30 protein-coding genes are annotated in these 26,059 nt (G+C 68.1%); 20 read left to right on the top strand and 10 right to left on the bottom strand.

What is annotated here, in order from left to right; all coding sequences use genetic code 11:
* Positions 1–73 precede the first annotated feature (73 nt).
* The 3 genes from C5C07_RS00860 to C5C07_RS00850 all read right to left on the bottom strand — a co-directional run bounded on the left by C5C07_RS00860 (position 74) and on the right by C5C07_RS00850 (position 2,868).
* Positions 74–268: a UPF0175 family protein gene (locus C5C07_RS00860; protein WP_008091125.1), complete on the bottom strand. Its 195-nt coding sequence runs from the start codon at positions 266–268 to the stop codon at positions 74–76.
* Between the two features lie 404 nt (positions 269–672).
* Positions 673–2,583, bottom strand: coding sequence for a helicase C-terminal domain-containing protein (locus tag C5C07_RS00855; protein ID WP_004973948.1), 1,911 nt, complete (start codon positions 2,581–2,583; stop codon positions 673–675).
* Positions 2,584–2,664: 81 nt separating this feature from the next.
* Complete coding sequence (locus C5C07_RS00850) at positions 2,665–2,868, bottom strand: hypothetical protein (RefSeq protein ID WP_004045177.1); 204 nt, start codon at positions 2,866–2,868, stop codon at positions 2,665–2,667.
* 117 nt (positions 2,869–2,985) lie between these two features.
* Here C5C07_RS00850 and C5C07_RS00845 point away from each other — a divergent pair, with 117 nt between their 5' ends.
* From C5C07_RS00845 to C5C07_RS00835, 3 genes are all read left to right on the top strand, one after another.
* Complete coding sequence (locus tag C5C07_RS00845) at positions 2,986–3,870, top strand: YkgJ family cysteine cluster protein (protein WP_115804384.1); 885 nt, start codon at positions 2,986–2,988, stop codon at positions 3,868–3,870.
* Between the two features lie 88 nt (positions 3,871–3,958).
* A complete protein-coding gene (locus tag C5C07_RS00840) occupies positions 3,959–4,891 on the top strand; it encodes an NAD(P)H-binding protein (protein ID WP_115804383.1) in 933 nt (310 codons plus the stop codon).
* Positions 4,892–4,967: 76 nt separating this feature from the next.
* Positions 4,968–5,663 carry a hypothetical protein gene (locus C5C07_RS00835; protein ID WP_004973951.1) on the top strand — a complete coding sequence of 232 codons (696 nt, stop codon included), beginning with the start codon at positions 4,968–4,970 and terminating at the stop codon, positions 5,661–5,663.
* Between the two features lie 28 nt (positions 5,664–5,691).
* Here the strand turns inward: C5C07_RS00835 and C5C07_RS21520 are convergent, their stop codons facing one another.
* Positions 5,692–5,868 (bottom strand): DUF5786 family protein, encoded by a 177-nt coding sequence (locus tag C5C07_RS21520; protein WP_004968847.1) that lies wholly within the window; start codon positions 5,866–5,868, stop codon positions 5,692–5,694.
* Positions 5,869–6,024: 156 nt separating this feature from the next.
* On the opposite strand from C5C07_RS21520, the gene C5C07_RS00830 reads away from it, so the two are divergent.
* Positions 6,025–7,032, top strand: coding sequence for a DUF5784 family protein (locus C5C07_RS00830; RefSeq protein WP_050458441.1), 1,008 nt, complete (start codon positions 6,025–6,027; stop codon positions 7,030–7,032).
* A gap of 137 nt (positions 7,033–7,169) precedes the next feature.
* Here C5C07_RS00830 and C5C07_RS00825 read toward each other — a convergent pair whose 3' ends face one another.
* Positions 7,170–7,454 (bottom strand): hypothetical protein, encoded by a 285-nt coding sequence (locus tag C5C07_RS00825; protein WP_004973953.1) that lies wholly within the window; start codon positions 7,452–7,454, stop codon positions 7,170–7,172.
* 132 nt (positions 7,455–7,586) lie between these two features.
* Here C5C07_RS00825 and C5C07_RS00820 point away from each other — a divergent pair, with 132 nt between their 5' ends.
* Positions 7,587–8,381 carry a PHP domain-containing protein gene (locus C5C07_RS00820; RefSeq protein WP_050458440.1) on the top strand — a complete coding sequence of 265 codons (795 nt, stop codon included), beginning with the start codon at positions 7,587–7,589 and terminating at the stop codon, positions 8,379–8,381.
* Between the two features lie 75 nt (positions 8,382–8,456).
* Positions 8,457–8,621 carry a DUF6757 family protein gene (locus C5C07_RS21515; protein WP_004045157.1) on the top strand — a complete coding sequence of 55 codons (165 nt, stop codon included), beginning with the start codon at positions 8,457–8,459 and terminating at the stop codon, positions 8,619–8,621.
* Positions 8,622–8,698: 77 nt separating this feature from the next.
* Here C5C07_RS21515 and C5C07_RS00815 read toward each other — a convergent pair whose 3' ends face one another.
* Positions 8,699–9,211 (bottom strand): DedA family protein, encoded by a 513-nt coding sequence (locus tag C5C07_RS00815; RefSeq protein ID WP_115804382.1) that lies wholly within the window; start codon positions 9,209–9,211, stop codon positions 8,699–8,701.
* A 105-nt stretch (positions 9,212–9,316) separates the two neighbouring features.
* Here C5C07_RS00815 and hemB point away from each other — a divergent pair, with 105 nt between their 5' ends.
* From hemB to C5C07_RS00780, 7 genes are all read left to right on the top strand, one after another.
* Positions 9,317–10,300, top strand: coding sequence for a porphobilinogen synthase (gene hemB, locus C5C07_RS00810; protein ID WP_004973956.1), 984 nt, complete (start codon positions 9,317–9,319; stop codon positions 10,298–10,300).
* Positions 10,301–10,643: 343 nt separating this feature from the next.
* The gene (locus C5C07_RS00805) at positions 10,644–12,062 is read left to right on the top strand and encodes an ammonium transporter (protein WP_004973957.1); all 1,419 of its coding nucleotides are present in this window, start codon (positions 10,644–10,646) and stop codon (positions 12,060–12,062) included.
* A complete protein-coding gene (locus C5C07_RS00800) occupies positions 12,059–12,418 on the top strand; it encodes a P-II family nitrogen regulator (protein ID WP_004973958.1) in 360 nt (119 codons plus the stop codon). The genes C5C07_RS00805 and C5C07_RS00800 overlap by 4 nt, the downstream gene beginning before the upstream one ends.
* Positions 12,419–12,797: 379 nt before the next feature.
* Positions 12,798–14,168, top strand: a complete 1,371-nt coding sequence (locus C5C07_RS00795; protein WP_050458439.1) for an ammonium transporter — start codon at positions 12,798–12,800, stop codon at positions 14,166–14,168.
* Positions 14,169–14,171: 3 nt separating this feature from the next.
* Positions 14,172–14,543 (top strand): P-II family nitrogen regulator, encoded by a 372-nt coding sequence (locus tag C5C07_RS21845; RefSeq protein WP_004973960.1) that lies wholly within the window; start codon positions 14,172–14,174, stop codon positions 14,541–14,543.
* A 180-nt stretch (positions 14,544–14,723) separates the two neighbouring features.
* Complete coding sequence (locus tag C5C07_RS00785; protein ID WP_004973961.1) at positions 14,724–15,431, top strand: type II CAAX prenyl endopeptidase Rce1 family protein; 708 nt, start codon at positions 14,724–14,726, stop codon at positions 15,429–15,431.
* A 126-nt stretch (positions 15,432–15,557) separates the two neighbouring features.
* The gene (locus tag C5C07_RS00780) at positions 15,558–16,895 is read left to right on the top strand and encodes a glutamate-1-semialdehyde 2,1-aminomutase (RefSeq protein WP_115804381.1); all 1,338 of its coding nucleotides are present in this window, start codon (positions 15,558–15,560) and stop codon (positions 16,893–16,895) included.
* A 32-nt stretch (positions 16,896–16,927) separates the two neighbouring features.
* Here C5C07_RS00780 and C5C07_RS00775 read toward each other — a convergent pair whose 3' ends face one another.
* Positions 16,928–17,107 carry a hypothetical protein gene (locus C5C07_RS00775; protein ID WP_231608290.1) on the bottom strand — a complete coding sequence of 60 codons (180 nt, stop codon included), beginning with the start codon at positions 17,105–17,107 and terminating at the stop codon, positions 16,928–16,930.
* 112 nt (positions 17,108–17,219) lie between these two features.
* Positions 17,220–17,609, bottom strand: coding sequence for a hypothetical protein (locus tag C5C07_RS00770; RefSeq protein ID WP_004973964.1), 390 nt, complete (start codon positions 17,607–17,609; stop codon positions 17,220–17,222).
* 124 nt (positions 17,610–17,733) lie between these two features.
* On the opposite strand from C5C07_RS00770, the gene hemC reads away from it, so the two are divergent.
* From hemC to C5C07_RS00745, 5 genes are all read left to right on the top strand, one after another.
* A complete protein-coding gene (gene hemC / locus C5C07_RS00765; protein ID WP_004973965.1) occupies positions 17,734–18,807 on the top strand; it encodes a hydroxymethylbilane synthase in 1,074 nt (357 codons plus the stop codon).
* Between the two features lies 1 nt (position 18,808).
* Positions 18,809–19,699, top strand: coding sequence for a uroporphyrinogen-III C-methyltransferase (gene cobA / locus C5C07_RS00760; protein WP_115804380.1), 891 nt, complete (start codon positions 18,809–18,811; stop codon positions 19,697–19,699).
* The gene (locus tag C5C07_RS00755; protein ID WP_004973967.1) at positions 19,696–20,439 is read left to right on the top strand and encodes a uroporphyrinogen-III synthase; all 744 of its coding nucleotides are present in this window, start codon (positions 19,696–19,698) and stop codon (positions 20,437–20,439) included. Before cobA ends, C5C07_RS00755 begins: the two co-directional genes overlap by 4 nt.
* Before the next feature lie 24 nt (positions 20,440–20,463).
* Positions 20,464–21,645, top strand: coding sequence for an MFS transporter (locus tag C5C07_RS00750; RefSeq protein ID WP_050458434.1), 1,182 nt, complete (start codon positions 20,464–20,466; stop codon positions 21,643–21,645).
* A gap of 162 nt (positions 21,646–21,807) precedes the next feature.
* Positions 21,808–23,256: a DHH family phosphoesterase gene (locus tag C5C07_RS00745; protein WP_115804379.1), complete on the top strand. Its 1,449-nt coding sequence runs from the start codon at positions 21,808–21,810 to the stop codon at positions 23,254–23,256.
* 31 nt (positions 23,257–23,287) lie between these two features.
* Here C5C07_RS00745 and ppk2 read toward each other — a convergent pair whose 3' ends face one another.
* Entirely contained in the window at positions 23,288–24,118 is an 831-nt protein-coding gene (gene ppk2 / locus C5C07_RS00740) for a polyphosphate kinase 2 (RefSeq protein ID WP_004973970.1), read from the bottom strand.
* A 60-nt stretch (positions 24,119–24,178) separates the two neighbouring features.
* Entirely contained in the window at positions 24,179–24,937 is a 759-nt protein-coding gene (locus tag C5C07_RS00735; RefSeq protein WP_199522715.1) for a TrkA family potassium uptake protein, read from the bottom strand.
* 414 nt (positions 24,938–25,351) lie between these two features.
* Between C5C07_RS00735 and C5C07_RS00730 the strand changes: the two genes are divergently transcribed.
* Both C5C07_RS00730 and C5C07_RS00725 read left to right on the top strand, forming a co-directional pair.
* A complete protein-coding gene (locus tag C5C07_RS00730) occupies positions 25,352–25,573 on the top strand; it encodes a hypothetical protein (RefSeq protein WP_115804378.1) in 222 nt (73 codons plus the stop codon).
* 156 nt (positions 25,574–25,729) lie between these two features.
* A complete protein-coding gene (locus tag C5C07_RS00725) occupies positions 25,730–26,047 on the top strand; it encodes a DUF5783 family protein (protein WP_050458431.1) in 318 nt (105 codons plus the stop codon).
* The last annotated feature ends 12 nt before the right edge of the window (positions 26,048–26,059 follow it).

Genomic DNA, 26,059 nt, shown 5'->3' with positions numbered 1-26,059 from the left:
CGTGGGTCGACCGACAACTGAACAGGAAAAGCGGTCGCTCAGGAACGGGAGATAATCGAACGACGGAGCAGAATCAGTCGGCGCTGGCCGGCCGGTCCGTCGAGAGGGACGCGGCCGGAGCGTCGTCTTCGTGCACGGGCACACCGTGGCGCTGGAGGGCGAGGAGCAGGTCGTCCTCGGAGTAGCCGGAGCGGGCGGCCGCCTGCGAGAGTGTGAGTGTCCCACTACGATACAGTGTCATCGCCGTGGCGAGTGCGTTGGTGTGCATGGCCGATACTCCATCATTCAGTGGCATTGGTGTTAACTATTTCGTGAGAAAGCGTGTCAAAGACAAAGTTAGGAGAACTATAGCTTTACAAACCTTACCCTATTTCCGCATCTCGTTCGCCAAACGGCCAAACACATTAACAATCATTGAGGAAATGTGTCGGAGGCGGCGACTCTCTTGGACACTATGGCGATTTTTGCCGCTCGAACGGGACGAGATGACATGACACCGCCGGGACGGCGCGGTCTCGGGGACGATGTTATCACTCGTGCGAACCGGTGCAGAAGCGTTAATTACCGGCCGTCCAACCCACAGCCATGGACCGACAGCAGGTTATCGCGCTGACGCTCGTCGCGCTCATGATTGGGTCGGCGCTGTTCTCTGGGGCCAGCCTCCTCCTGTAATCACTCGCCCCACACGTCCGAAAGCGGGTGATTGCTCCGGCCGCCGTCGTCCGAACCGCCGGACGAGCCGCCGCTCTTGCGACCGCCGGAACCGCCGGCCGACGCGCCACCGGAGCCGCCCGCGCGACTTCCCGAAGAACCCGAACCGCGAGTCGAACCGCCCCGCGAGCCAGAGCTACCACCCGACGCTCCGGACGACCGACTCGTCGAGCCGCCGAGGTTCGCGGTCCCCCCAAGCGCGTTGTCCGCGTTTCCCCCGCGACCGCCCGCCGCGACGGGGTCGAACTCGGGGAGGTCGGGTTTCGTCATGCGGTCGACCTGCGCCGCGAACCAGTCGGGCATGTCGGTTCGCGTCTTGTCGAACAGTTGGAGCAGACTGCTGTCGGCGACGTAGGTGTCGCCGTAGTCGTCTGGCGCGCGCACGACCCGGCCGCACGCCTGAATCACGGTCCGGAGGGCTGCGCGGCGGTACCACGCCCACTGGCCGTCTTCGAGGCGACGGGCGACCCTGGAGTCGTTCGTGTTGAGGTAGGGCGCTTTGCAGAGCACCTGCCAGCGACAGAGGTCGCCTTTCAGGTCCAGCGCCTCCTCCATCTTCACGGAGAGGAACACCTCCGGTCGGTCGGTCGCCTTCCACGTCTCCAGTTCCACGTTTCGGTCGTCGCGGTCGTGGCCGCGGACGCGGTTGCCGAGGCCCATCTCGGCGAGGCGGCGGCGAAGCTCCGCCTGAATCGCGTAGGAGTGACAGTGAATCAGGCCCTTCTCGTCGGGGTGTTTCGCCATCAGGCGGACGGCGAGGCGAGCGATTTTCGGCAGCGTCTCGTCGCGGTGCTCGTAGGTCATCTTCCCCTGCGTCACGTCGTACAGCGGCCGGTTCTCGACGGGGAAGGTGTGTTCGACGTCCACGAGCGCGACCTTCGAGGGGTCGAGGCCGACCGACCGGCAGAACGCCGCCTTGTTGAGGATGGTCGCCGACAGGAGCGCGAACTTGTTCCCGCGGTCCCAGACGGTGTGTTGGAGGTACTTCGCGGGGTCGAGCGGCTTGATGGCGATGGGCGAACCCTCGCCGTCGTGCTGGTCGACCACCCACGTCGTCGGGCTCTGGGGGTCGCGGTAGTCCTCGACGAACCACTTCAGCTCGCCGATGAGTTCCTGCAGACGGTCGCGGCGGGCGGCCTCCTCGGGCGTCAGTTCGGACTGCGTGAGCAGTTCGTCTTTCTCGCGCTTGCAGACGCCGACGAGCGTCTCCGCGAAGCGCGAGGCACGTTCGACGGGGTCGCCCGCGGCCGCGACGTCCGGCACGCCGATGTCGTCCCACACCGGCACGGTCCGGGGCTTCAGGTCGATGGTCGCGTACATCTCGGCCCACTCGGCCAGCCCGTGGGCCTCGTCGACGACGACCACGTCGCGCTTTCTGAACACGTCGGAGCCGGCGGTCTGCATGAAGTACGCGAGCGTCATCGCCGCGATTTGGCGGTTCGAGGCGATGGCGCGGTCGGAGAAGTACGGACAGCGGTGCCGGACCGAGCAGTCGAAGCCGCGCTTGCGGGCGCAGGGAGCGCGGTCGACCGGGGTGTCTTCCTCGCCGCGGATGATGCAGTTGTAGTTGGACTTGCCGCGGATTATCTTGAGGTCCGAAAGCAGGTCGTCCTCGGCCACGTCGTCAAGTTGCGACACCTGCGGGGTCGTGTAGTAGGCGTCGGTCGCCTGCGCGGGCGACGTCTCGTCCACGGTCGCCGCCGACCCCGCGATGGCGCGAGCGAGCAGCGACTTGCCGCTCCCGGTCGGCGCGCGGACCAAGACCACGTCGTTGCCGTCGGCGAAGGCGTCGCGGATATCGCGCAGGGCCTGTTCCTGCGCGCCGCGGAAACTGGGGGCCGGAAACGAGTCGATGATGCGCGACGGGTCCACGGTCGATGGAGTCCTCGGACGGGCCTAAATCCACCGCTCCGGGGTGCGGTCGCGGCGGTGGCGGCTCGACGAAACGCGGGTCTAAAGCGCCGCCACGTCCTCAGCGGTCGGTTCGCGGTCGCCCGGCAGTCGCTCCATGCAGTCGAAACAGAGGAAGTGCTCGGAGCCGTCGACGAGTTCCAGCGTCATTCCACCGGACGAGGAGGTGGGGAAGTTCCAGAGGTCGCCGATGCCGCCGGCGATGCGGACGCCCTTCCCGCAGGCGTCGCACGGTTCGGAGGTCATGGGAGAACCGAGGGCCCGAGGCGGCAAAAGCGACGCGCCGCGACGCCGGGCGCGTAATCGGCCGACACGACCGACCCGCCGGGAGCTTCTTGTCGGCTGGCGTATAACTTTCGTGGCATGCGCGTCGACTGCGAAGGCTGTGCGGGCTGCTGTATCGACTGGCGACCGGTCGCGCCGGTCGCGCTCGACCACGAGCGCCGCGGGCCGCGCGCGCCGCTCGACGACACCTACAACCTCGTCCCGCTGACCCGCGACGAGATTCGGGACTTCGTCGAGGCCGGACTGGGTGACGTCCTCACCCCGCGGCTGTGGGAGGCGTCGCCGGGCGAGGGCGTCGAAATCGACGGCGTCGAAGTCGCCGCAATCGCCGGGAAGCCGGCGTTCTTCGTCGGCATGCGCAAGCCGCCGAAGCCCGTCGCGCCGTTCGGACTGGAGCGGACGTGGCTCCGCGCCTGCGCGTTTCTCGACCCCGAAACCCTCCAGTGCCGCATCCACGACACCGAGTTCTATCCCGACGAGTGCTCCGAGTATCCGGGCCACAACCTCGTCCTCGGACAGGAGACCGAGTGCGAGCGCGTCGAGCGACACCACGGCGGCGAGCGTCTGCTCGACGACGCGCCCCCGGACGACCTCCACGGCCTGCTCCTCGGCCCACACGCCCTCGGCGCGAAGGTGTTCGTCCACCCGGAGCCCGAGCGGTTGGCGGGGACCATCGAGCACCTCAAAACCCGCGACCTGACCCCGGAGGACCGCGCGGAGTTCGTCGGCGTCGCGGTCGGGTCGCACCCCGGGTCGACCGAGGTCGACGACGACCGCGCCTCGCGAGCGCGTGCGAAGACGCTCGAAAGCGAGTCGTGGGCGGGCGAAGCCGTCGCGGCGTGGGACGCGGTCGCCGGTCGTCTCGGGAGCGCGGCCGACGAGGCACCCGACCCCGACGAGGTCGAAGTCGCTCGCGGCGCGCCGGAAACCCCCGGCTGGGACGCGGTTCGCCGCGACGACTGAACCGCGGGTGGCGAGCGACGGGGGCGGACGGACCGCGGTCGGGTCGACGGGCGATACGTTAACATCGTGCGCGGCGTTATCGAACAGCATGAAAGTGCTCGTGACCGGTGCGACCGGGTTCGTCGGCCGGCACCTCGTTCCCCTCCTCCTCGACGCCGGCCACGACGTGGTCGTCTTCGTCCGCGACGCGGCGCGCTACGACGGTCCGCCGGGCGTGGACGTGGTCGAAGGCGACATCTTCGAACCGGCGACGGTCGCCCCCGCGATGGCGGGCGTCGACGCGGCGTACTACCTCATCCACTCGATGCACTCCGGCGGCGACTTCGAGGCGCGCGACCGCCTCGCCGCCCGCAACTTCGTCGACGCCGCCGAGTCCGCCGGAGTCGGACGAATCGTCTACCTCGGCGGTCTCGGCGAGGACCGCGACCAGCTCTCGCCGCACCTTCGGTCGCGCCGCGAGGTCGAACACATCCTCGCGTCGGGGTCGCCCGAACTGACGACCCTCCGGGCGGCCATCATCGTCGGCGCGGGGAGCGCGAGCTTCGAGATGGTGCGCCAACTCGCCAAGCGCCTCCCGGTCATGGTGACGCCGCAGTGGGTCGAAACGCGGTGTCAACCCATCGCCATCACCGACGTTGTCGCCTACCTCGCGGGCGTCCTCGACCACCCCGAGACGACGGGCGAGACCTACGAAATCGGCGGCCCGGACGTGCTCACCTACCGGGAGATGCTCCAGCGCGTCGGCGCGCAGTTGGGCCACGCGCCCCGAATCGTCGCCGTGCCCGTGTTGACGCCGCGGCTCTCGTCGTACTGGATCGGCCTCGTGACCGACGTGGACACGGGCGTCGCCCGACCGCTCATCGAGGGGCTGAAAAACCCCGTCGTCGTCGGCGACGACCGCATCCGCGACATCGTCGAGGTGGACGAGACGCCGTTCGACGCCGCGGTCGAGCGGGCGCTCCGCGAGGAGCGCGAGATTCGGGAGCGAGCCGTCGAACCGACGTCGACAAGCCCGACGTGAGCGGGACTCGAACCGCCCACCCGCGCGCCCTGAGCGCGGCGGCGATTGATATACCGCGGGGCCGTAGGGCCGGGATATGAACGACGCCCCGGAGTACGGCGAGACGTGGGTGTACGAGAGCATCGTCGGCGCGCTCCCGGGCGTGAGAATCGGCGAGGCGGGCGCTATCGCCCTCCAAATCGCCGTCTTCGAGGTCGCCGTGCTCGTCTTCGCGTGGGTGTACGACCTGTGGGCCGCGGCGGTCGCGGGCACCGCGGCCATCGTCGTCGCGGCCGCGGGGAGCGTCGTGATGCTCCGCATGGGCGAGTGGACCCGCGCCGCGAGGGTGCCCGCGCCCTATCGACGCCTGCTTTTCGGGTCGAGCATCGAGGTCGTCCTCGGCGTGCTCGCGTTCGTCGCGCTCGTGACGCACCTGTTCGTCTTCGACCCGCAACAGCCGGGGACGCCGCTCATGACGACGCTGTTCGGCCCCGAACCGCCGGTCGTGGTCGTCTACCTGACGCTGCTCGTCCTCTGGGACCTCTGTTACCGAATCGGCACGTCGTGGTGGGCGGCCGTCGTGGGTCTCTGGGGTGCGGTCCGCTACCGGTTCGACGGCCCGACCGCCGGGACGGTCAGGCGGGTGAACCTCCTGAACGTCGGCTTCGCGGTCGCGCAGATGCTGTTGCTCCCGTTCATCGCCGACCAGCCGGTGCTCCTCTTCGCGGTCGGCGGGCACGTCGTCGCCGTGACCGTCGTGTCGGTGACGGCCGCGGCGCTGACGAGGACGTGAGGTACGCAGGAACAGGAGAGGTTACGGGTCAGTCGTCGGACTTCATCCGCTTGAACTGTTCGAGTAGCGCATCGGTCGAGTCGCCGGAGTCGTACTCGACACTCCCGCGGTAGGTCTTCCGGTCGTCGTCGGTCCCGGGTTCGACCTGGCTCGTCATCCGCTCGCGGCGTTCGTGTTCGGCTTCGTCGTATGCCCCCATTGACATGGTTCGACTTACCATGTGGGTGTGTGCCACATATAGCTATCGGAGAGATTCACAATCGTGATACTCGGCGGAACCGGGGACAGAAGGGGGAGGGCACCGGTGAAAACGGGCCCCGCGGCAGGAAAGGGTAAAAACAATCGCCGAACTACACCGTGTGTGGCACGCCCGCTTCGCTTTCGTTACGCCCCCGGACGCTGGGACGACTCGCGCATCACCCGCGACATCTTCCAGCCGCTCGACGCCAACCTCGGCGCAGAGATGGGTGCACCGTGGTACGCACCGCCCGAGGGGTACGAGGCCCGTCGGTTCGACATGGACAACGGCGACACCGCCCTCTTCGCGTGGACCGACGACCACGCCTACTGGATAGGCAACACCGAGACGCCGAGTTCGCTGTGGCGGACCGACAAGGAGGGCTTCGACGAGGCTCCCTTCGAGGTCTCTCGGTGGGCCCAGCGCGAACTCATCGCCGAGCTGTTCGACCAGTCGCCGTGGCTGAAGCCCTATCCGCACCTCTCGTGGTTCTTCCTCCCGGTGTTCCTCTCGAAGGACGGCCGCGAGACGACCCGCGAGTTCTTCTACGACCACGCGGCGGGCTTCCCGGACGCGACCCGCGAGGAGGCCCTGGAGTTCTACGAGTCGTTCTTCGCCACGGGCGTCCTCGACGAGTACCGCGAGGTCATGGCCGGAAAGCTCGGCACCTCGGAGTACTTCGACCCGATACGGATGGCCGCGGCGATGGGCGAGTTCGACGTGGCGTACCTCCTCGACGAGGCGGGGTACGACATCACGCCCGAAATCGCCGTGACGACCGGCCACTCCATCGACTTCCGCGCGGAGAACACCCCCGCGGGCGGCGCGCTCATCGAGGTGACGCGGCCGCTCCCGCCGAACCGGCGCTCCGTGAGCAACCCAATCGCCGCGATTCGCGACACGGCACAGACCAAGACCAACGGCGAGGGCCAACTCGCCGAACACGGCGGCGGCGTGACGCTGTTCGTCGACTGCTCGTCGTTCCCCGACGACGACTGGTCCGCCATCATGGGCGAGAAGCCCGACGTGCGGCACCGACCCGCGGTGGTCTTCCGGCTCCGCCCGTCGGGACAGGTCGAAGGCTACTCGAAGGGGTCGGTCCCGGTGGACCTGCCGTGGCTCGCTGACTGACGTTCGTTCTGACCGGTCGTGGACCGAGCCCATCGCGGGCGCGCGGTCGAGTACGCCGAATCCGAATCCGACCCCGAGCCGACGGCTCGCGGGTCGCAGTCAGAAAGGAAAAAATCGAGACGGGACGAGAGCCGGCCTCAGAACGAGACCATCTCGGGCCCGTTCTCACCGAGCGGGGACGGGTCGCGGTCGCTGTAGTATCGACGACCGATTGCCTCGTGGCCGACGCCGGTGAAGAGGGCGTCCCGCACGTCCTGCGGGCACGTGTACGTCTCGTCGCCGAGACGGGCCAGGATCTGTGCGACGGTCTCCTGACCGTTCTGGAGCTCGATTACTTCGTCGCCGTGGCGTTGGGCGAAGTCGGTCGAGCTAATCGGGTATTCGTGGCGATCGATGGCGTCGCCGAGTCCGTTCAGGCGCATTACACCCACAGCTGTGTCGTCATCATTCTTAATGATTTTCCATGTATTTGATTAGTGCCCTTGCAGTCCTTAATCGTCCTTAATGATATACTGGGCGCAACGTTTGTCTCTCCCTCGCCCCGACCACGTGGCATGGACGACAGCCCGCCGGTCGCGGACCTCCATCTCCACACGACCGCCTCGGACGGCCGGCTCACTATCGACGCGCTTCCCGACGCGGCCCGCGCGGGCGGGGTCGAGGTGGTGGCCGTGACGGACCACGACCGCTACCACCCGGACCTCGACGCCCCGGTTACCGAACGCGACGGCGTGACTATCGTTCGGGGCATCGAGCTGCGCGTCGACGCGGGTGACCGTCGGGTCGACCTCCTCGGCTACGGGCTCAGGGAGCGACCCGCCCTCGTCGAGACGGTCGAGCGCCTCCAGCGAAACCGCGTGGAGCGCGCCCGCGAAATCGTCGCGGCGGTCGAAGCCGAGACCGGAGTCCGCCTCGACATCGACATCCACGACGGAGTCGGTCGGCCGCACGTCGCCCGCGCTATCGACGCCAGCGACGCTCCCTACGACTACCAAGGTGCGTTCGACGAACTCATCGGCGCGGACGGTCCCTGTTACGTCCCGCGCGAACTCCCGACGTTCGACGACGGCGTGGCGGCCCTCCGAGACGCCTGCGACGTGGTCGGCCTCGCGCACCCGTTCCGCTACCGCGACCCGGCGGGCGCGCTCGAACTCTGTGCCGACCTCGACGCCGTCGAACGCTACTACCCCTACGGCTTCGCGGTCGACCGCGCCCTCGTTGACGAGGCCATCGAACGCTACGACCTGCTCGCCACGGGCGGGAGCGACGCCCACGACGAAACCCTCGGCCGCGCCGGGCCGCCGGAGGCGGACTTCGCCCGATTCGCCGCCGCGGTAGACGGCCTCTAACCGTGTTAGTCCGTGAATAACGCCGAACGTGCCGTGGGGCGTAGAGTTAAATCCTATCGGAACTGAAGGGGGGATATGCAGTGTCACTACTGCGACCGTGAGGCCGCATACGCCGCGGAGAAGGACCACATTAAGGTCGGTCTCTGCGAGCGACACTTCCGCAAGCGGGTCGAGGAACTCGCCGAATCCGAGGAACTCGCCGCCCTAAAGGAAAAACTCGACATTAATCGAACAAAGTAGCGGCCGGTCAGCAGGTGTCCCTCCACTAACGCCTTCCTACCCCGCGACGCCGGGCGTTGCCCGCGCCGGAGAGACCGTCACGCGAGGACCTGTCCGCCGAACACGTACAGCGCCGCGAGCGCGCTCTCGAACGCGACGGTTCCGGTTGCCGAGAGGACGACGAACCGCTTCGTCGACATACCCGAGAGACCGGCCGGAACGGTGAGCATCCCGCGCGTGAACAGCATCGCGTTGCTCAGCGGGACGACGACCGACCCCCAGCGGTCGAACCAGCCGTCGAACCGGTCGAGCGAGTCCTCGCCGACGCGGAACCACGACCGCGAGAGGAGGTACTCGCGGCCGCCCCGCTTGGCGACCGAGAACAGCGCGACCTGACCGACCGTCGCGCCGAGAACGGCGACGGCGAGAATCGGGACCAACAGCCGTTCCCCGACCAGCACCAGCGCCCCGGGCACGAGGAGTTCGCTCGGCGCGACGTAGAGGAGCATCGCACCCTCCAGCACGAACACGAAAAAGAGGGCGACGAGAGCGAGGTCGGAAGCGAGGAGCTCCCGAAGGACGTCCGGGAGTTGGGCGGTGAAGGCGCTCATGTCGTGTGCGCGGTTCGAGCGATACCGTGTTCATTATGGGTTGGATAACCCGGCGCGAAGCGACGGGAGCGACGGCATTTTGCCGCCGCCAGCCGAACTCGGCGTATGGAGTTCACCGACCGTCCCCGCAGGCTTCGAACCGACGGGATTCGCCCGCTCGTCTCGGAGACGACCCTCGACGCGACGGACCTCGTCGCGCCAGTCTTCGTGGACGCGACGACCGACGAGCGCGTCCCCATCGAGTCCATGCCGGGACACGAGCGCGTACCGGTCGACGAGGCCGCCGACCGCGTCGCCGAGGTCCGCGAGGCGGGCGTCGAGGCCGTCATCGTCTTCGGCATCCCCGAGTCGAAAGACGCCGACGGGTCGCGCGCGTACGCGAGAGACGGAGTCGTACAGGAGGCAGTCCGAGCCATCACCGCCGAGACCGACGCCTACGTCATCACCGACGTGTGTCTCTGCGAGTACACCGACCACGGCCACTGCGGAGTGCTGGAGGACCACGCCGAGGACGACCCGACGCTGACGGTCGAAAACGGGCCGACACTCGACCTGCTCGCGGAGACGGCCGTCTCCCACGCCGAAGCGGGCGCTGACATGGTCGCCCCCTCGGCCTCGATGGACGGGATGGTCGGCGCGATTCGCGCCGCCCTCGACGACGCCGGCCGCGACGAGGTGCCCATCATGTCCTACGCCGCCAAGTACGAGAGCGCCTTCTACGGACCCTTCCGCGACGCGGCCGACGGCGCGCCGGCCTTCGGCGACCGCCGGCACTACCAGATGGACCCCGCGAACGCCCGCGAGGCGCTGCGCGAGGTCGCGCTCGACGTGGAACAGGGCGCTGACGTGCTGATGGTCAAACCGGGCCTGCCGTATCTCGACATCGTCCGCGCCATCCGCGAGGGCTACGACCACCCGGTCGCCGCCTACAACGTCTCCGGCGAGTACGCGATGCTCCACGCCGCCGCCGAGAAGGGCTGGTTGGACCTCGACGGGGTCGCTCACGAGTCGCTCCTGTCGATGAAGCGGGCGGGCGCGGACCTCATCATCACGTACTTCGCAGAGCGCGTGGCGCGGCAGCTCGACTGAGGCGTCGGCGACCGAGTCGAGCGCCCCGAACCCGCCAATTCGAACTCCGAACTACGTGACACGATACCGCGGTGCGCACGGCCAAAACACACTTGTCAGGCAACATTTTCCTGAACGTTCGTCCACAGAAGTTCCGAGAATCTCAAAATCCTTGGACGATATACAACCTTATATGCGTAATATTCTAGCCTATTTTGTGCAGTTGTGGTATTACACCCCACTAAATTTGACAAAATCAACCCCACACTTTATGTACTAACTCACCATGAAGCCGAACCGTGATGAAGCACCAGAATCCACACGGATACGGAGCAAAAGTAGCTGAACGGTCACTCGTGGCCGCATGGGGTGGGCAGTCGTGATTCCACTGCAGGTCGACCCGAGCGTTATCGCACAGGGGGTCAACTACGTCTGGATCCTCGTCGTCTCGTTCCTCATCTTCTTCATGCAGCCGGGCTTCGCGCTCTTAGAGGCAGGGCAGGTACGCGCGAAGAACGTGGGCAACGTACTGATGAAGAACATGACCGACTGGGCGCTCGGCGTGCTCGTCTACTTCCTCGTCGGCGCGGGGGTCGCGACAATCGTCGGCGGCCTCACGTCGCCCGGCGGCTTCGACGTCGCCGCCGCGTTCTCGTACATCGGCGACTCCGGCGCGTGGATTGACTGGCTCTTCGGGGCCGTCTTCGCCATGACCGCCGCCACCATCGTCTCCGGCGCGGTCGCAGAACGCATGGACTTCCGCGCGTACATCGTCTTCGCGGCCACCATCACCGGGTTCATCTACCCCGTCGTGCAGGGCATGACGTGGTCCGGTGGCCTCCTCTCGGGGAGCGGTTACATCGGTGCCGCCCTCGGCGTCGGCTACCTCGACTTCGCCGGTGCGACCGTCGTCCACATGTGCGGCGGCATCGCCGGCCTCGTCGGCGCGAAGATGGTCGGCCCGCGTAAGGGCCGCTTCGACGCCAACGGCGACAGCCAGCCCATCCCGGGCCACTCGATGCTGCTCGCCGTCCTCGGCACGCTCATCCTCGCGTTCGGCTGGTACGGCTTCAACGTCGGCACGCAGGCGACGGTCCTCGCGACCACCGAAAGCGGCGGTCTGGAGTTCATGGGTGCCGCGCTCGGTCGCGTCGCCCTCGTGACGACCCTCGGCATGGGCGCCGGCGCGGTCGCCGCGATGATCGTCTCGACGAGCTACCAGGGCAAGCCCGACCCCCTCTGGATGGCCAACGGCCTGCTCGCCGGTCTCGTCGCAGTCACCGGCGCCGTCCCCCACGTCACGTGGTGGGGCGGCCTCATCCTCGGCGCGCTCGGCGGCGCAATCGTCCTGCCGGCGTACCGCTGGACCGTCGACTCGCTCAAAATCGACGACGTGTGTGGCGTCTTCGCCGTCCACGGCGTCGCGGGCGCGGTCGGCACGGCACTCATTCCCGTCTTCGCGGTGAGCGGCTTCTCCGGCACGCAGCTCGTGATGCAGGTCATCGGCGTGGTCGTCATCGCCGCGTGGACCATCCTCGCCTCGGCGGTCGTCTTCGCCATCGCGGACGCCGCCTTCGGCCTCCGCGTCTCGGAAGAAGAGGAAGTCGAAGGCCTCGACGTCGGCGAACACGGCGTCTCGGTCTACCCCGAATTCGTCGGCGACGCCGGTCCCGACGGCGCGCTCGGCTCGCCCACGGCGACCGACGGCGGCAGCAACGTGCGCACCGACGGCGGCGTCGAGGAAGACGAAGCTGTCGAAGCCAACGGAGGTGACAGCCAATGAGCGACGAAGAACAGGGAATCAAGATGGTGATGGCCATCATCCGCCCCGACAAGCTCTCCGACGTGAAGACCGCGCTCGCCGAGGCGGGCGCGCCGTCGCTGACCGTCACCAACGTCTCCGGCCGCGGCTCTCAGCCCGCGAAGAAGGGCCAGTGGCGCGGCGAGGAGTACACCGTCGACCTCCACCAGAAGGTCAAAGTCGAGTGCGTCGTCGCCGATATTCCCGTCGACGACGTGGTCGAGGCCATCGCTGAGTCCGCCCACACGGGCGAGAAAGGCGACGGAAAGGTGTTCGTCCTCCCCGTCGAGAGCGCCGTCCAAGTCCGCACCGGCAAGGAGGGCAACCCGGCAGTCTGAGCGCGCACCTGCGACCGAAACCGGCTCGACGTCTCTGTTTGCCACTCCCGCCGCGGCCCGCGTGAGTGCGCACCCGACTGGGGTTCGATGAACGCCCCGAACTATTCCTATTACTAATCCTACACTACGTTCGTAGGGTTACGTGGCAACATTTGTTTACTGAGTGCTAGCCTTACGTCCTTATACAACACATACATCATCCTATATCGGACATACGTCTCTCAGAACGCCTTTTTGTGGGCATTTGTCAACGCGAACCGTTATATGAACGTCTGTAGATAGCATCTCTCATGGTTCGCGAGACATTCGGTCGCGAATCGAGCACCAATATGAACGACTGTCCAACTTCACAGCTCGAACTGTTCGCCGGAGGCATCGTATGTTGACACCCCTGCAGGCCGACCTCGCTTCGGTCGTCGAGGGCGTGAACCTCGTGTGGGTCCTCACGGTCACGTTCCTCATCTTCTTCATGCACGCCGGCTTCGCCATGCTCGAAGCCGGGCAGGTCCGCGCGAAGAACGTCGCCAACCAACTGACCAAGAACCTGCTGACGTGGAGTATCGGCGTCATCGTGTTCTTCCTGCTCGGCGCGGCGGTGTCGTCCATCGTCGCCGCCCTCACCAGCGGCTCCGCGCTGGACATCACCGGCGCGTTCATGAGCCTCTACGCGCCCGACGCCTCGGCGACGACGGCGTGGGTCGACTGGCTGTTCGGAGCCGTCTTCGCCATGACCGCCGCCACCATCGTCTCCGGTGCCGTGGCGGGCCGCGCCCGGCTCCGGGCGTACCTCACGTACACCATCCTCATCGCGGGCGTCATCTACCCCGTCGTCGTCGGCTTCACCTGGGGCGGCGGCTTCCTCGACGCCCTCGGCTTCCACGACTTCGCGGGCGGCATGATCGTCCACGGCATGGGCGGCATCGCCGGCCTCACCGCGGCGTGGATTATCGGCCCGCGCATGAACCGCTTCAAGCCCGACGGCACGGCGAACGTCATCCCCGGACACTCCATCACGTTCGCCGTCCTCGGCACGCTCATCCTCGCGTTCGGCTGGTACGGCTTCAACGTCGGCACCGCCGCCGCGCCCCTCGCGTACGCCGACGGCGCGGTCACGCTCGGCTCGTTCGCCTTCGTTGGCCGCGTCGCCCTCGTGACGACCCTCGGCATGGCCGCCGGCGCAATCGGCGCTGGCGGCGTCGCCATGTACAAGACCGGTAAGGTCGACACGCTCTACGTCGCAAACGGCCTCCTCGCCGGACTCGTCGGCGTCACCGCCATCGCGGACGACATCGTCTGGCCGGGCGCGCTTGTCGTCGGCCTCCTCGCCGGCGCACAGCTCCCGGTCGTCTTCGAGTTCGTCGAAAAGCGCCTCCGCATCGACGACGTGTGCGCGGTCTTCCCCGTTCACGGTTCCGCGGGCATCCTCGGTGCGCTCCTCTACCCCGTATTCGCCGTCCCGCTGTGGCACGACGGCGCGTCCTTCGTCTCGCTCGCCGTCCCGCAGGTCGTCGGCGTCGGCGTCATCGCCGTCTGGACGTTCGCTGCGACCGCGCTCGTCTTCGGCGGCTTCCGCGCCGTCGGACAGGTCCGCGTCTCCTCGGACCACGAGCGCGAGGGACTCGACACGGCCGAACACGGCGTCGACACCTACCCCGAGTTCGGGTCGCCCGACGCCGACACCGGCATCCGCACCGACGGCTCCGGCGTCCCGAGCGGGGATGGATTCATGACGACGGGCCGGGAGGACTGAGTCATGAGTGATTCCGACCTTCCGAACGACGGCGACATCAAGCTCGTCATGGCCGTCATCCGCCCCGACAAGCTCTCCGACGTGAAGACCGCGCTCGCCGAAATCGGCGCGCCGTCGCTGACCGTCACCAACGTCTCCGGCCGCGGCTCTCAGCCCGCGAAAAAGAGCCAGTGGCGCGGCGAGGAGTACACCGTCGACCTCCACCAGAAGGTCAAAGTCGAGTGCGTCGTCGCCGACATCCCGGCCGACGACGTGGTCGACGCCATCGCCGACGCCGCCCACACGGGCGAGAAAGGCGACGGAAAGGTGTTCACCTTCCCCGTCGAGAGCGCCGTCCAAGTCCGCACCGGCAAGACCGGACGCGACGCGGTCTGAGCCGCTCGTTCTCTGTCGGCGGTTCTCGTACCGTCCCCTCGCCCGTCGCTCCGACCGGCGACGGGGTTATATCGGTTCGGTCGAACGTACCGGTGGCCCCTCGCGGGGCGAGAGCCGAACCCACGCGAAACCGTTTTTCCGCTCCGCACCGAGCGTCGTGACGATGAGCGGTGGCTCCACGTGGTGACTGTCGCGGACCTCGGCGGACTCGCCGTCGCGCTGTTCGGAATGGCAGTCGCCGGACTGCTCTCCGACCGGTACCTCTCCGAACCCGACGACCTCCGCGCCGACCTCCTCGTCAGCGACGCGAACAAGTGGGCCGTCTTCGCCCTCCTGTGCGGCTACGTCCTCGTCGTCGAGGGGCGACCGCTGTCCTCGATGACCGGCCGCTCGCTGGACCCCCTCGCGTTCGTCGCGGTGGTCGGCGGCGGCGTCTTCCTCCTGTTCGCCGCGAACGCGGTGACGACGCCCGTCTTCGACCGACTCGGCGTGGGCGGCCTCGACGAGGGGATGACCGGACTGGCCTCGCTGTCGGTCAGACACCGACTCTTCGTGGCCGGGACCGCCGGCGTCACGGAGCAGGTGCTGTTCCACGGCTACGCCGTCGAGCGACTCCTCGAACTCACCGGGAGCCCGCTTCTCGCGGGCGGCGTCTCGTTCGCCGCGTTCACCGCGAGCCACGCCGTCGGCTGGGAGCGCGGCGCGGTCGCCAGAATCGCCGTCCCCGCGCTCCTGACGACGATTATGTACCTCCTCGTGCGCGACGTGGTCGCGCTCGCCTGCATCCACGCGCTCAACGACGCGGTCGGACTCCTCTTGGCCGGGTCGGTCGAGGACGCCGGCGACGCCGACGGCGCTGACGCCGCCGCCGACGGGACGGCGCGGTAGGTCTCGGTAGGTCGCCGCAGTCCCGACGCCGGACAGTTCATGCCGGCCGTGTCGTCTACTGGTTCGTCGGTGGCAGGTGCGGCCGACCCAGTAAGGTCTTTCCCGCGAGCGGTCGAACCGGCGCGCATGAACCACGACGAGTCAAGGGCGCTGTACGACCGCGCGCTGTCCGTGCTCGCGGGCGGCGTGAACTCCTCGGTCCGGGCGACGCAACCGTACCCGTTCTTCGTCGAGCGCGGCGACGGCGCGCACGTCATCGACGCCGACGGGAACCGCTACGTCGACTACGTGCTTGGCTACGGGCCGCTCCTCTACGGCCACGACGCCCCCGAACCCGTCCAGTCGGCGGTCCAGAAGCACGCCGCGGCCGGGCCGATGTACGGCGCGCCGACCGAAATCGAGGTCGAACACGCCGAGTTCGTCGCGCGACACGTCCCCTCCGTCGAGATGCTGCGGTTCGTCAACTCCGGCACGGAGGCGACCGTCTCGGCGGTCCGCCTCGCCCGCGGCGTCACCGGCCGCGACAAAATCGTCGTCATGCAGGGCGGCTACCACGGCGCACAGGAGTCCACGCTCGTCGAGGGCGGCCCCGGGAACGCGAAGCCCTCGACCCCCGGCATCCCCTCCTCGTTCGCCGAGCACACCATCCCCGTCCCGTTCAACGACGAGGAGACGGTCCGCGAGGTGTTCGAGGAACACGGCGAGGACATCGCGGCGGTGCTGACAGAACCGATTCTGGCGAACACGGGCATCGTCCACCCGGTTGACGGCTACCTCGAAGCCCTCCGCGACGTGACCGAAGAACACGGCGCGCTCCTCATCTTCGACGAGGTCATCACCGGCTTCCGCGTCGGCGGCCTCCAGTGCGCGCAGGGCAAGTTCGGCGTCACGCCCGACCTCACGACGTTCGGGAAGATTATCGGCGGCGGCTTCCCCGTCGGCGCGGTCGGCGGGAAGGCCGAGCTCGTCGAGCAGTTCACCCCCGGCGGCGACGTGTTCCAGTCGGGCACCTTCTCGGGCCACCCGGTCACGATGGCCGCGGGCCACGAGTACCTGAAGTACGCCGCCGAAAACGACGTGTACGGACACGTCGACCGCCTCGGCGAGAAGCTTCGGTCGGGCATCACGGACATCCTCGAAGACCAGGCACCCGAGTACACCGTCGTCGGCACGGACTCGATGTTCAAGACGGTGTTCACGCGCCACGGGACGGCCGAGCGCGCCGACGCCTGCGCCGACGGCTGTGCGCAGGTCGAGTCGTGTCCCAACTACGACGCCTGCCCGAAGACCGGCGCGGACGTGTCGAGGGCGGAGACCGACCGCTGGGAGCGCGTCTTCTGGCAGGAGATGAAAGACCAGGGCGTGTTCCTCACGGCGAACCAGTTCGAATCGCAGTTCGTCTCCTACGCCCACACCGACGAGGACATCGAGGAGACGCTGGAAGCGTACAAGCGAGCGCTGTAGGCGCGTCCCGCCCTGCGACCTCGACGAATTTTTTACGACGCTATCGCCCGAGAGAGCCCGAGGTACGCCGGGAGTCCGAAGACGGCGGCCAGTCCGACGGTGAGGAAAAGCGGGACGACCCCCGTCGGGTCCGGCGCGAAGATGAATCCGAGCGGGAGCGCGACGACGAACGCGACGCCGAAGGTGAGCGCGAGACGGAGGGGCCTGTTCACGTCGGAGGCGTCGCCGCGAAGGCGGATAACTGTTCGGCACTTCGACACGAACGCGAGTCGGCCGCGCGAACGAGGGCCGCTCGCCGCGACTGCGACCCGGCGCGAGCGCGACTCACTCGGCCCGCAGTCGCGCCTCGGCCGCCCGCCACAGCGGCGGGTAGGTCAGGGCGACGCCGACGCCGAGACAGACCGCCCACGAGACGAGGATGCCGACCGGGTTCCCCTGGAGTTCGAGGAGGACCAACAGCGGAATCCAGAGCGCGGTCACGACGAGGCCGATACCCCAGACGCGGGCGACGAGGCGGAGGCGGAGCGGGCGCGCGAGGAGGAGCGCGAGTGCGACGAGCGCGGCCGCGGCGAGGCCGGCGAACCGCGGAGCTTCGACGCCGAGCGCCGAGAGGAGCAGGTCGAGGGGCGCGACGACCGAGGTCAGGCCGAACAGGAGGAGCGCGACGACGACGAAGTCGCCGACCTGCCGGACGGCCGAATCGAGGGCGGGCATCGTCCGGGTCGTCGCGCGGGGACTGTATCGGTCTTCCGTTCGGATTCGACCCGGCGCGCGGGAGCGAACTGGTGGGCTTTTCAACGCGGGGACCGGACTGACGCGTATGACTACAACACTTCGCTTGGCGACGCGAGGGTCGGCGCTCGCTCGCGCGCAGGCCGCGGGCGTGCAGGGGGCGCTCGCGGGCCGCCGACTCGACGTCGAACTCGTCGAAGTCGAGACCACGGGCGACCGGATTCAGGACGAACTCATCCACCGACTGGGCAAGACCGGCGCGTTCGTCCGCGCGCTCGACGAGCGCGTCCTCGACGGCGAGGTCGACGCCGCGGTCCACTCGATGAAGGACATGCCGACCGAGAAGCCCGCCGACCTCGTCGTCGCGGGCGTTCCCGAGCGCGCGCCCGCCGGCGACGTGCTCGTCACGGCCGAGGGCCACGACATCGACGACCTCCCGGAGGGAGCCGTCGTCGGCACGTCGTCGCTCCGCCGGCAGGCCCAACTGCTGAACTACCGCGACGACCTCGAAGTCGAACCGCTCCGGGGCAACGTCGACACCCGCATCGAGAAACTGCTGGCGACGCACCTCCAGCGCGAACACGAGGCCCGCGTCGAAAACGACGAAGAGCGACAGGCCAAGAAGGGCAAGACCGACCACGAGGAGGCGTTCGACGAGACCGCAGACGAGTGGTTCGAGGGGCTCACCGAGCTCGAACGGCAGGCGCTCGGTCGGAAGGTCGAAACCGAGTACGACGCCATCGTCCTCGCGGAAGCGGGACTCAAGCGCAGCGGGCTCTCGGAGAAGGTGAACTACGAGCGCCTGCCGCGGACGACGTTCGTCCCCGCGCCCGGACAGGGAGCCATCGCCGTGACCGCCGCGGACTCGGAGGTCATCGACCTCATCCACGACAAGCTCGACCACCCGCGGACCCGCGTCGAGACGACCGTCGAGCGGACCATCCTCGCCGAACTCGGCGGCGGCTGTATCGCCCCGGTCGGGGTCCACGCCCTCCTGCAGGGCGAGCACGTCCACGTCGACGTGCAGGTGCTCGCGACCGACGGCTCGGAGTCCATCAAGACCTCCCGGGACCTCCCCGTCGGCAACCACGCTAACGCCGCCCGCGAGTTCGCGGCGGCCCTGCGCGACCGCGGTGCCGGCCAGTTAGTCGACGCCGCCCGCGAGGAGGCCGAGGAGTGAGATGACGGCCGACGACGCGGAACCCGGGACGGCGGAGGAACGGTCGGCCGGAGCGCAGTCGAACGGCGACGCGACCGACGGCGACGGCGTCGGCACGGTCCACCTCGTCGGCAGCGGCCCGGGCGACCCGGAACTGCTGACGATGAAGGCCGCCCGCCTCATCGACGAGGCAGACGTGGTCCTCCACGACAAGCTCCCCGGACCGGAAATTCTCGGGATGATTCCGGCCGAGAAGCGCGAGGACGTGGGCAAGCGCGCCGGCGGCGAGTGGACTCCACAGGAGTACACGAACAACCGACTCGTCGAACTCGCCCGCGAGGGAAAGGACGTGGTGCGCCTGAAGGGCGGCGACCCGTTCGTCTTCGGCCGCGGCGGCGAGGAGATGGAACACCTCGCCGACAACGGGGTTCCCTTCGAAGTCGTGCCGGGCATCACCTCGGCGGTCGCCGGGGCCGGCGCGGCGGGCATCCCCGTCACGCACCGCGACCACGTCTCGTCGGTGTCGTTCGTCACCGGCCACGAGGACCCGACGAAAGACGAGTCCGCGGTCGACTGGGACGCGCTCGCCGCGACCGGCGGGACGCTCGTCGTGCTCATGGGCGTCGGCAAACTCCCGCTGTACACCGCCGAACTCCGCGAGGCGGGGATGGACGGCGACACGCCCGTCGCCCTCATCGAGCGGGCCACGTGGCCCGACATGCGCGTCGCCACCGGCACGCTCGACACCGTCGTCGACGTGCGCGACGAGGCCGACATCGAACCGCCCGCGATTACCGTCATCGGCGAGGTCGCCGCGACCCGCGACCGCGTGAAGCAGTTCCTGCAGGGCGGCGGCGCGGACGCCATCGCCGAGACTGACGCGACCGCGGGAGGTTCGGGAGGAGACGAATGAGCCAGCAGGTCCGCGCGGCCGTCTTCCGCCCCGACGACGACCGCATCGAGCGCGCCGTCGAACTCCTCGACTCGCTCGGCGCGACCCCGGTCCCCGACCCGATGCTCGCAATCGAGCCGACGGGCGCGACGCCCGAGGCCGGCGAGTTCGTCGTCCTGACGAGCAAGACCGGCGTCGAACTCCTCGCCGCCGACGGCTGGGAACCCGGCGACGCGGTGCTGTGCTGCATCGGCCCCGCGACCGCCGACGCCGCCCGCGACGCAGGTTGGACGGTCGACCGCGTCCCCGACGAGTACACCTCGGCCGGACTGGTCGAACACCTCGCCCCCGACGTGGACGGCGCGACGGTCGAAGTCGCCCGGAGCGACCACGGCAGTCCCGTCCTCACCGACGGCCTGCGCGACGCGGGCGCGGACGTCCACGAGACGGTGCTCTACCGACTCGTCCGCCCCGAGGGAGCCGGAAAATCGGCCGAACTGGCCGCCGCCGGCGACCTCGAAGCCGCCCTCTTCACCTCGTCGCTCACGGTCGAACACTTCCTCGACGCCGCCGCGGAGCGGGGTATCCGAGAGGAGGCCATCGCCGGCCTGAACGACGCCGTGGTCGGCGCAATCGGGCCGCCGACCCGCGACACCGCGGCGTCCCACGGCATCGACGTGACCGTCGTCCCCGACGAGGCGACGTTCGAGGCGCTCGCGGTGGCCGCGGTCGAGACGGCCGCGCCGACGTACCACGAGTGACGTGACGGGAAGCGAGGGAGCGGCGTGACGGAAGCCGAGACGAGAGACGGCTCGTGGCGCGCCGTCGGCTCGGTCGCCGGCTGGCAGACCGCCGCGAGCCTCTGTTACTACGCCATCTTCGCGGCGACCGGATTCGTCCGCGACGCGTTTTCGGTCTCCGAGTCGCTGGTCGGTCTCTTTCTGACCGCCGGCCTGCTCGGCTACACGGTGTTTCTGTTCCCCAGCGGTGCGGCCGTCGACGGCTACGGCGAAAAGCCCGTCATGGTCGTCGGGCTGTTGGCGCTCGCGGTCGCGCTCGTCGGCGTCACGTTCGCGCCGCCGTCGTACCTCCTGTTGTTGGTGACGGTGGCGCTCCTCGGGGCGGCGTACTCGACCGCGATGCCGGCGTCGAACCGCGGCATCGTCGCGGCCGCGCCCGCCGGGAGCAAGAACCTCGCCATGGGGCTGAAACAGGTCGGCGTCACCCTCGGTAGCGGGGCGTCGTCGCTCGTCGTCACCGGCGTCGCCGTCGTCGCGGCGTGGCAGGTGGGGTTCTGGGCAATCGGCGTCTTCGCCGCCGGCTACGCGCTCGTCTTCGCGACGCGCTACCGCGGGAACCCGGGAACCGGCCGGCTCGAACGACCCCGGCTCGCCGGCCTCGGCGACAACCGCGCCTACGTCGCGCTCGTCGCCGCCGGACTGTTCATCGGCGCGTCCATCTTCTCGATGCTCGGCTACACCGTCCTGTACGTGCAGGACGTGGTCGGGACCGGCCCCGCCCTCGCGGGGGGCGTCCTCGCGGCGACGCAGGTGACCGGAAGCGTCGGCCGCATCGGCGCGGGGAGCCTCGCGGACCGGCTCGGTGGGGCCCGCGGCGCGGCCACCGTCGCGCTCGTCCAACTGGCCGGCGCGGTCGCGCTCTTTTCGCTCCTCGTCGGAACCGGCGGCTCGTTCGCGCTCACCATCGCCGTCTTCGTCGCGCTCGGCCTCACCATCCACGGCTCGACCGGCGTCTTCTACTCCTGTCTGAGCGGCGTCGTCGACGACGGCGACATCGGCGCGGCGACCGCCGGCGGCCAGACCGCACTCAACGTCGGCGGCCTCGTCGCCCCGCCGCTTTTCGGCTTCGTCGTGGAGTCGACGGGCTACGGGGCCGGCTGGGCGCTCGTCGCCGGTTCGACGGTGCTCGCGACCGTCCTCCTGTTCGTCGTCAGACGGCGAATCTGACCGGCGTCGCGGTCGACCGGTCCCGCGCTCCGCGGGCGAGCCTTCTTATACCGAACCGCGGCAACCACGACACATGTTCGCCGTCGAACTGGAGTGGAAACGAAGGGGTTCCGCGCCCGAACTGCCAGCGTTTATGCCGGAGAGGGCGTGAGTACCACACCAATGGACGGACCCGTCCCCGAACTCGCCGAGCACGCGGCGGCCTGCGCGGACCGCCTCCGCGACGCCGACCGGGTGCTCCTCGCCTCGCACATCGACGCCGACGGGTTGACGAGCGCCGGCATCGCCTCGACCGCGCTCGAACGCGCCGAAATCCCCTTCGAGACGGTGTTCTGCCGCCAACTCGACGAGGCCGCCGTCGCCGACATCGCGGCGACCGACTACGACACCGTGCTGTTCACGGACTTCGGCAGCGGCCAACTCGATATCGTCGCGGAGTACGAGGCGGCGGGCGACTTCCACCCCGTCATCGCCGACCACCACCAGCCCGCCGAGGGCGTCGAGACCGAACACCACCTCAACCCGCTTCGGTTCGGCCTCAACGGCGCGAGCGAACTCTCCGGCGCGGGCGCGAGCTACGTCCTCGCGCGGGCGCTCGAACCCGACGGTCGAGACAACCGCGACCTCGCCGCCCTCGCCGTCGTCGGCGCGGTCGGCGACATGCAGGACACGAACGGCGAACTCCGCGGGGCCAACGCGGGCATCGTCGACGAGGGCGTCGAGGCCGGCGTCGTCGAGGAGGGGACCGACCTCCGCATCTACGGCCGCCAGACCCGCGCGCTCCCGAAACTGCTCCAGTACGCGACCGACGTTCGCATCCCCGGCATCTCGAACAACGAGGCCGGAGCCATCGAGTTCCTGACCGAACTCGACGTTCCCTGCCGCGACGACGACGGGGAGTGGAAGCGGTGGGTCGACCTCACCGGCGACGAGCGCCAGACGCTCGCCAGCGCCCTGATTCGCCGCGCCATCGCCAGCGGCGTGCCCGCCTCCCGCATCGACGACCTCGTGGGGACGACCTACGTGCTCTCTCGGGAGCAGGAGGGAACCGAACTCCGCGACGTGAGCGAGTTCTCGACGCTCCTGAACGCGACCGCGCGCTACGACCGCGCCGACGTGGGCCTCGCGGTCTGTCTCGGCGAACGCGACGCGGCGCTCGACCGGGCGCGCAGGCTCCTTCGGAACCACCGCAAGAACCTCTCGAACGGCCTCCAGTGGGTGAAAGAACACGGCGTCCGCGTCGAGGACAACCTCCAGTGGCTCGACGCGGGCGACGAGATACGCGAGACCATCGTCGGCATCGTCGCCGGAATGGCCGTCGGCACCAACGCGACCCGGAACGGGATTCCGGTCCTCGCGTTCGCCGACACCGAGGAGGGCGAGGTGAAAGTCTCCTCGCGCGGGTCGTACGTGATGGTCCGAGACGGCTTGGACCTCTCGGCGGTCATGCGCGAGGCGTCGCGGTCGGTCGGCGGCGACGGCGGCGGCCACGACGTGGCCGCGGGCGCGACGATTCCGAAGGGCGAAGTCGAGGCGTTCATCGCCGAGGCCGACCGCATCGTCGGCGAGCAGTTGGGAGACGCCGACGACGGCGACGGCGGCGACGACTGAAACGCCACTCCGCCGGCGACGAGGGCGGCGCTCAGTCGTCAACCGGATTCTCACCGAACCTCGCCGGAACCCAGTTTTGACTGTCGATTGGCGGGCGCTCGTGTCCGGTGTCGTCCTGTCGGGACGGGAGTTCGATGGGGTCGGGCGTCAGGTCCTCGTAGTCGATTTGCTCCAGCAGATGCGAGATGCAGTTGAGTCGCGCGTGGCGCTTCACGTCCGCGTTGACGACGTGCCACGGAGCGTCGTCGGTATCGGTGTGTTCGAACATCCGGTCTTTGGCCTCCGAGTAGTCGGCCCACCGCGAGCGCGCCTCGAGGTCCATCGGACTGAGCTTCCAGCGGCGCTTCGGGTCCTCGTTTCGCCGCTGGAAGCGCCGTTCCTGCTCCTCGTCGCTGATGGAGAACCAGTACTTGACGAGGACGATGCCCGAGCGGACGAGCATCCGCTCGAACTCGGGGCAGGTCCGCAGGAACTCCTCGTACTCCTCGTCGGTACAGAAGCCCATCACCCGCTCGACCCCCGCGCGGTTGTACCAACTCCGGTCGAAAAGCACCATCTCGCCCTCGGTCGGGAGCTGTTCGACGTACCGCTGGAAGTACCACTGCCCCCGTTCGCGCTCCGTGGGTTTGCCGAGCGCGACGACCCGCGCGACACGAGGGTTGAGCCGGCGGGTGATGCGCTTGATGACGCCGCCTTTCCCCGCGGCGTCTCGCCCCTCGAAGACGACACAAACCCTGAGGTCGTGTTCCTTTATCCAGTACTGGAGTTTCACCAGTTCCTCCTGTAGCCGATTCAACTCGCGTTTGTAGTCTTTCTTCTTCAGGACGCCCTCGTCGTCGTAGCGGGGCTCGTCGGTCGACATACGATAGCTGCGTGCGCTGTGAACAAATAGCAGGCGGGGAGGCGGAGTCGGCGCGGCGGCTCAGAGGTCCGAACAGACCTGCTCGCCGCTCACGATTTCCGGGACGACGACTTCGTCGGCACCGGCGCGGCGCGCGAGCGCCTCGTCCATCTGGTCGCCCGCGCGGACGACGAGTTTGGCGTCGGGAGACAACCGGCTCGCCGCGATAGCGATTTGGATGTTCTCCTTGGAGTCGTCTATCGCGCCGACGACCGTCGCGGCGCGTTCGACGCCCGCGTCGATGAGCCTGTCCTCGCGACGGGCGTCGCCGTCGACCGCGAGCAGGTCCGCGTCGAGCGCGCGCTGGTACTGCGCCTCCTTGCTCTCGACGACGACCACGTCGCGGCCCATCTCGCGGAGCCGCGCCGCCACCGTCTTCCCGAAGGTTCCGTAGCCGCAGACGACCACGTGCGATTCGAGTTCCGCTATCTCTCGTTGGAGTTTCATCTGGTCGAGTTCCTCGCGTATCTGCCCGCCGAAGGCCGCGGAGACGAACGTCTCGCCGGCCCACAGCCCGGTACCGATGAGGCCGGTGAGAATCACGATGGCGTACGCCTTGACGAGCGTCGCCGGCCCCTCGTGCGTCTGGTAGTGGAGTTCGATGCTGGTCGGGTCGAAAAGCCAGAACGCCGCGTCGACGAGGGACGCGCCGGCGAGGGCGCTGAACCCGCCGACGCCGGCGACGACGAACGCCGCGACTGCGACGAGCGGCCGGACCATCCGCCGGAGCAACGGCCTGTGCGCCAGCGCGTCGATGAGAATGCGGCGGTCGTACGTCACGGGGGCGCGGACACCTCGTGGGAGCGCGACCGGTCTGGCTCGTGCGGCCCGCAACCGCGGCGAATCGGGCGGCACAACGATTGGGAATTGCTAGATTGACCACGATTAGAGATTTTTGACTCGTGTTTGAGTGTATATTCGGTCATGTAGACAGTGTTCGACAATCGTTCGAGTATAAAATCGTTTGTCCTTAAACAACTCAATACACTGGCTATGACTCCCTGATTCGCTCTCGAACACTATTCAATATAGCAGAATATGATTTATATTTCGGAATCGGAGGAGTGACGAACCGACGCCAAACCAGATTCGCGTTCGGTTTTGGGCGCGAAATCCGCGAAAATCCGCGAAATCCTCATATCGGATGGTTGTGTATGACATGGCACCGGCACGCATGCCGGAGTGGGGTGAACGATGGCGACTGCCAACTCGAACGAGGCCGAATACGACTACCCGGTCGGCTACGAACCGGAGGTACAGACAGAGACGGTCGAACTGGACCGTCGAACCGTCGAGCGACTCGACGCGCTGCGCGAGGACGACGAGTCGTACGACGAACTGATAACCGAGATCGTGTCCATCTTCGCGGCGAGCGAACTCTCCGCCGCGCGCGTGGACAGCCCGCTCATCGAGTGACGCCTCGCGTCGCTCGATTTTTCGCATTTGAGACGCACTGAGAGCGGAATCGCTGTTCGGGAGACGACCCGTAATAAATCACACTCTGCTATACAGAATCTGAAACACCAGCCAACAACCGTCCGATTTTTTGCCGGGAGCGCGAAAGCTCCGGGTATGACCGACTTCGACCCCGAGAAGTTCGAGGACAAGTACGCCAACTACTTCCCCGAACTCCAGCGCGCGTACAAGAACGCCTTCGAGACGATGAACGACGAGTTCGACTCGTCGCTCATCCACGGGGTCGACCAGCAGATTCTCAACGAGTCCGAGCCGTTCTACGAGGACGGCGACTTCTCCGTGCGGCTCCCCGAGAACCCCGCCGAGCGATTGACGGCGGTCGAAATCGACGACGGCGAGCTCGACGCCGTCCTCGACCGCTACGTCGACGAGATCGAAGGCGAGCTTCGGCGGGTGTTCGGCGTCGAGGCGTAACCCCGAACCAAA

Origin of the sequence: Haloferax sp. Atlit-4N, from assembly GCF_003383025.1 — an archaeon.
Classification (GTDB): domain Archaea; phylum Halobacteriota; class Halobacteria; order Halobacteriales; family Haloferacaceae; genus Haloferax; species Haloferax gibbonsii.
Note: the sequence above shows the minus strand (reverse complement) of the source record. Positions and strands in the feature narration are given on the sequence as shown.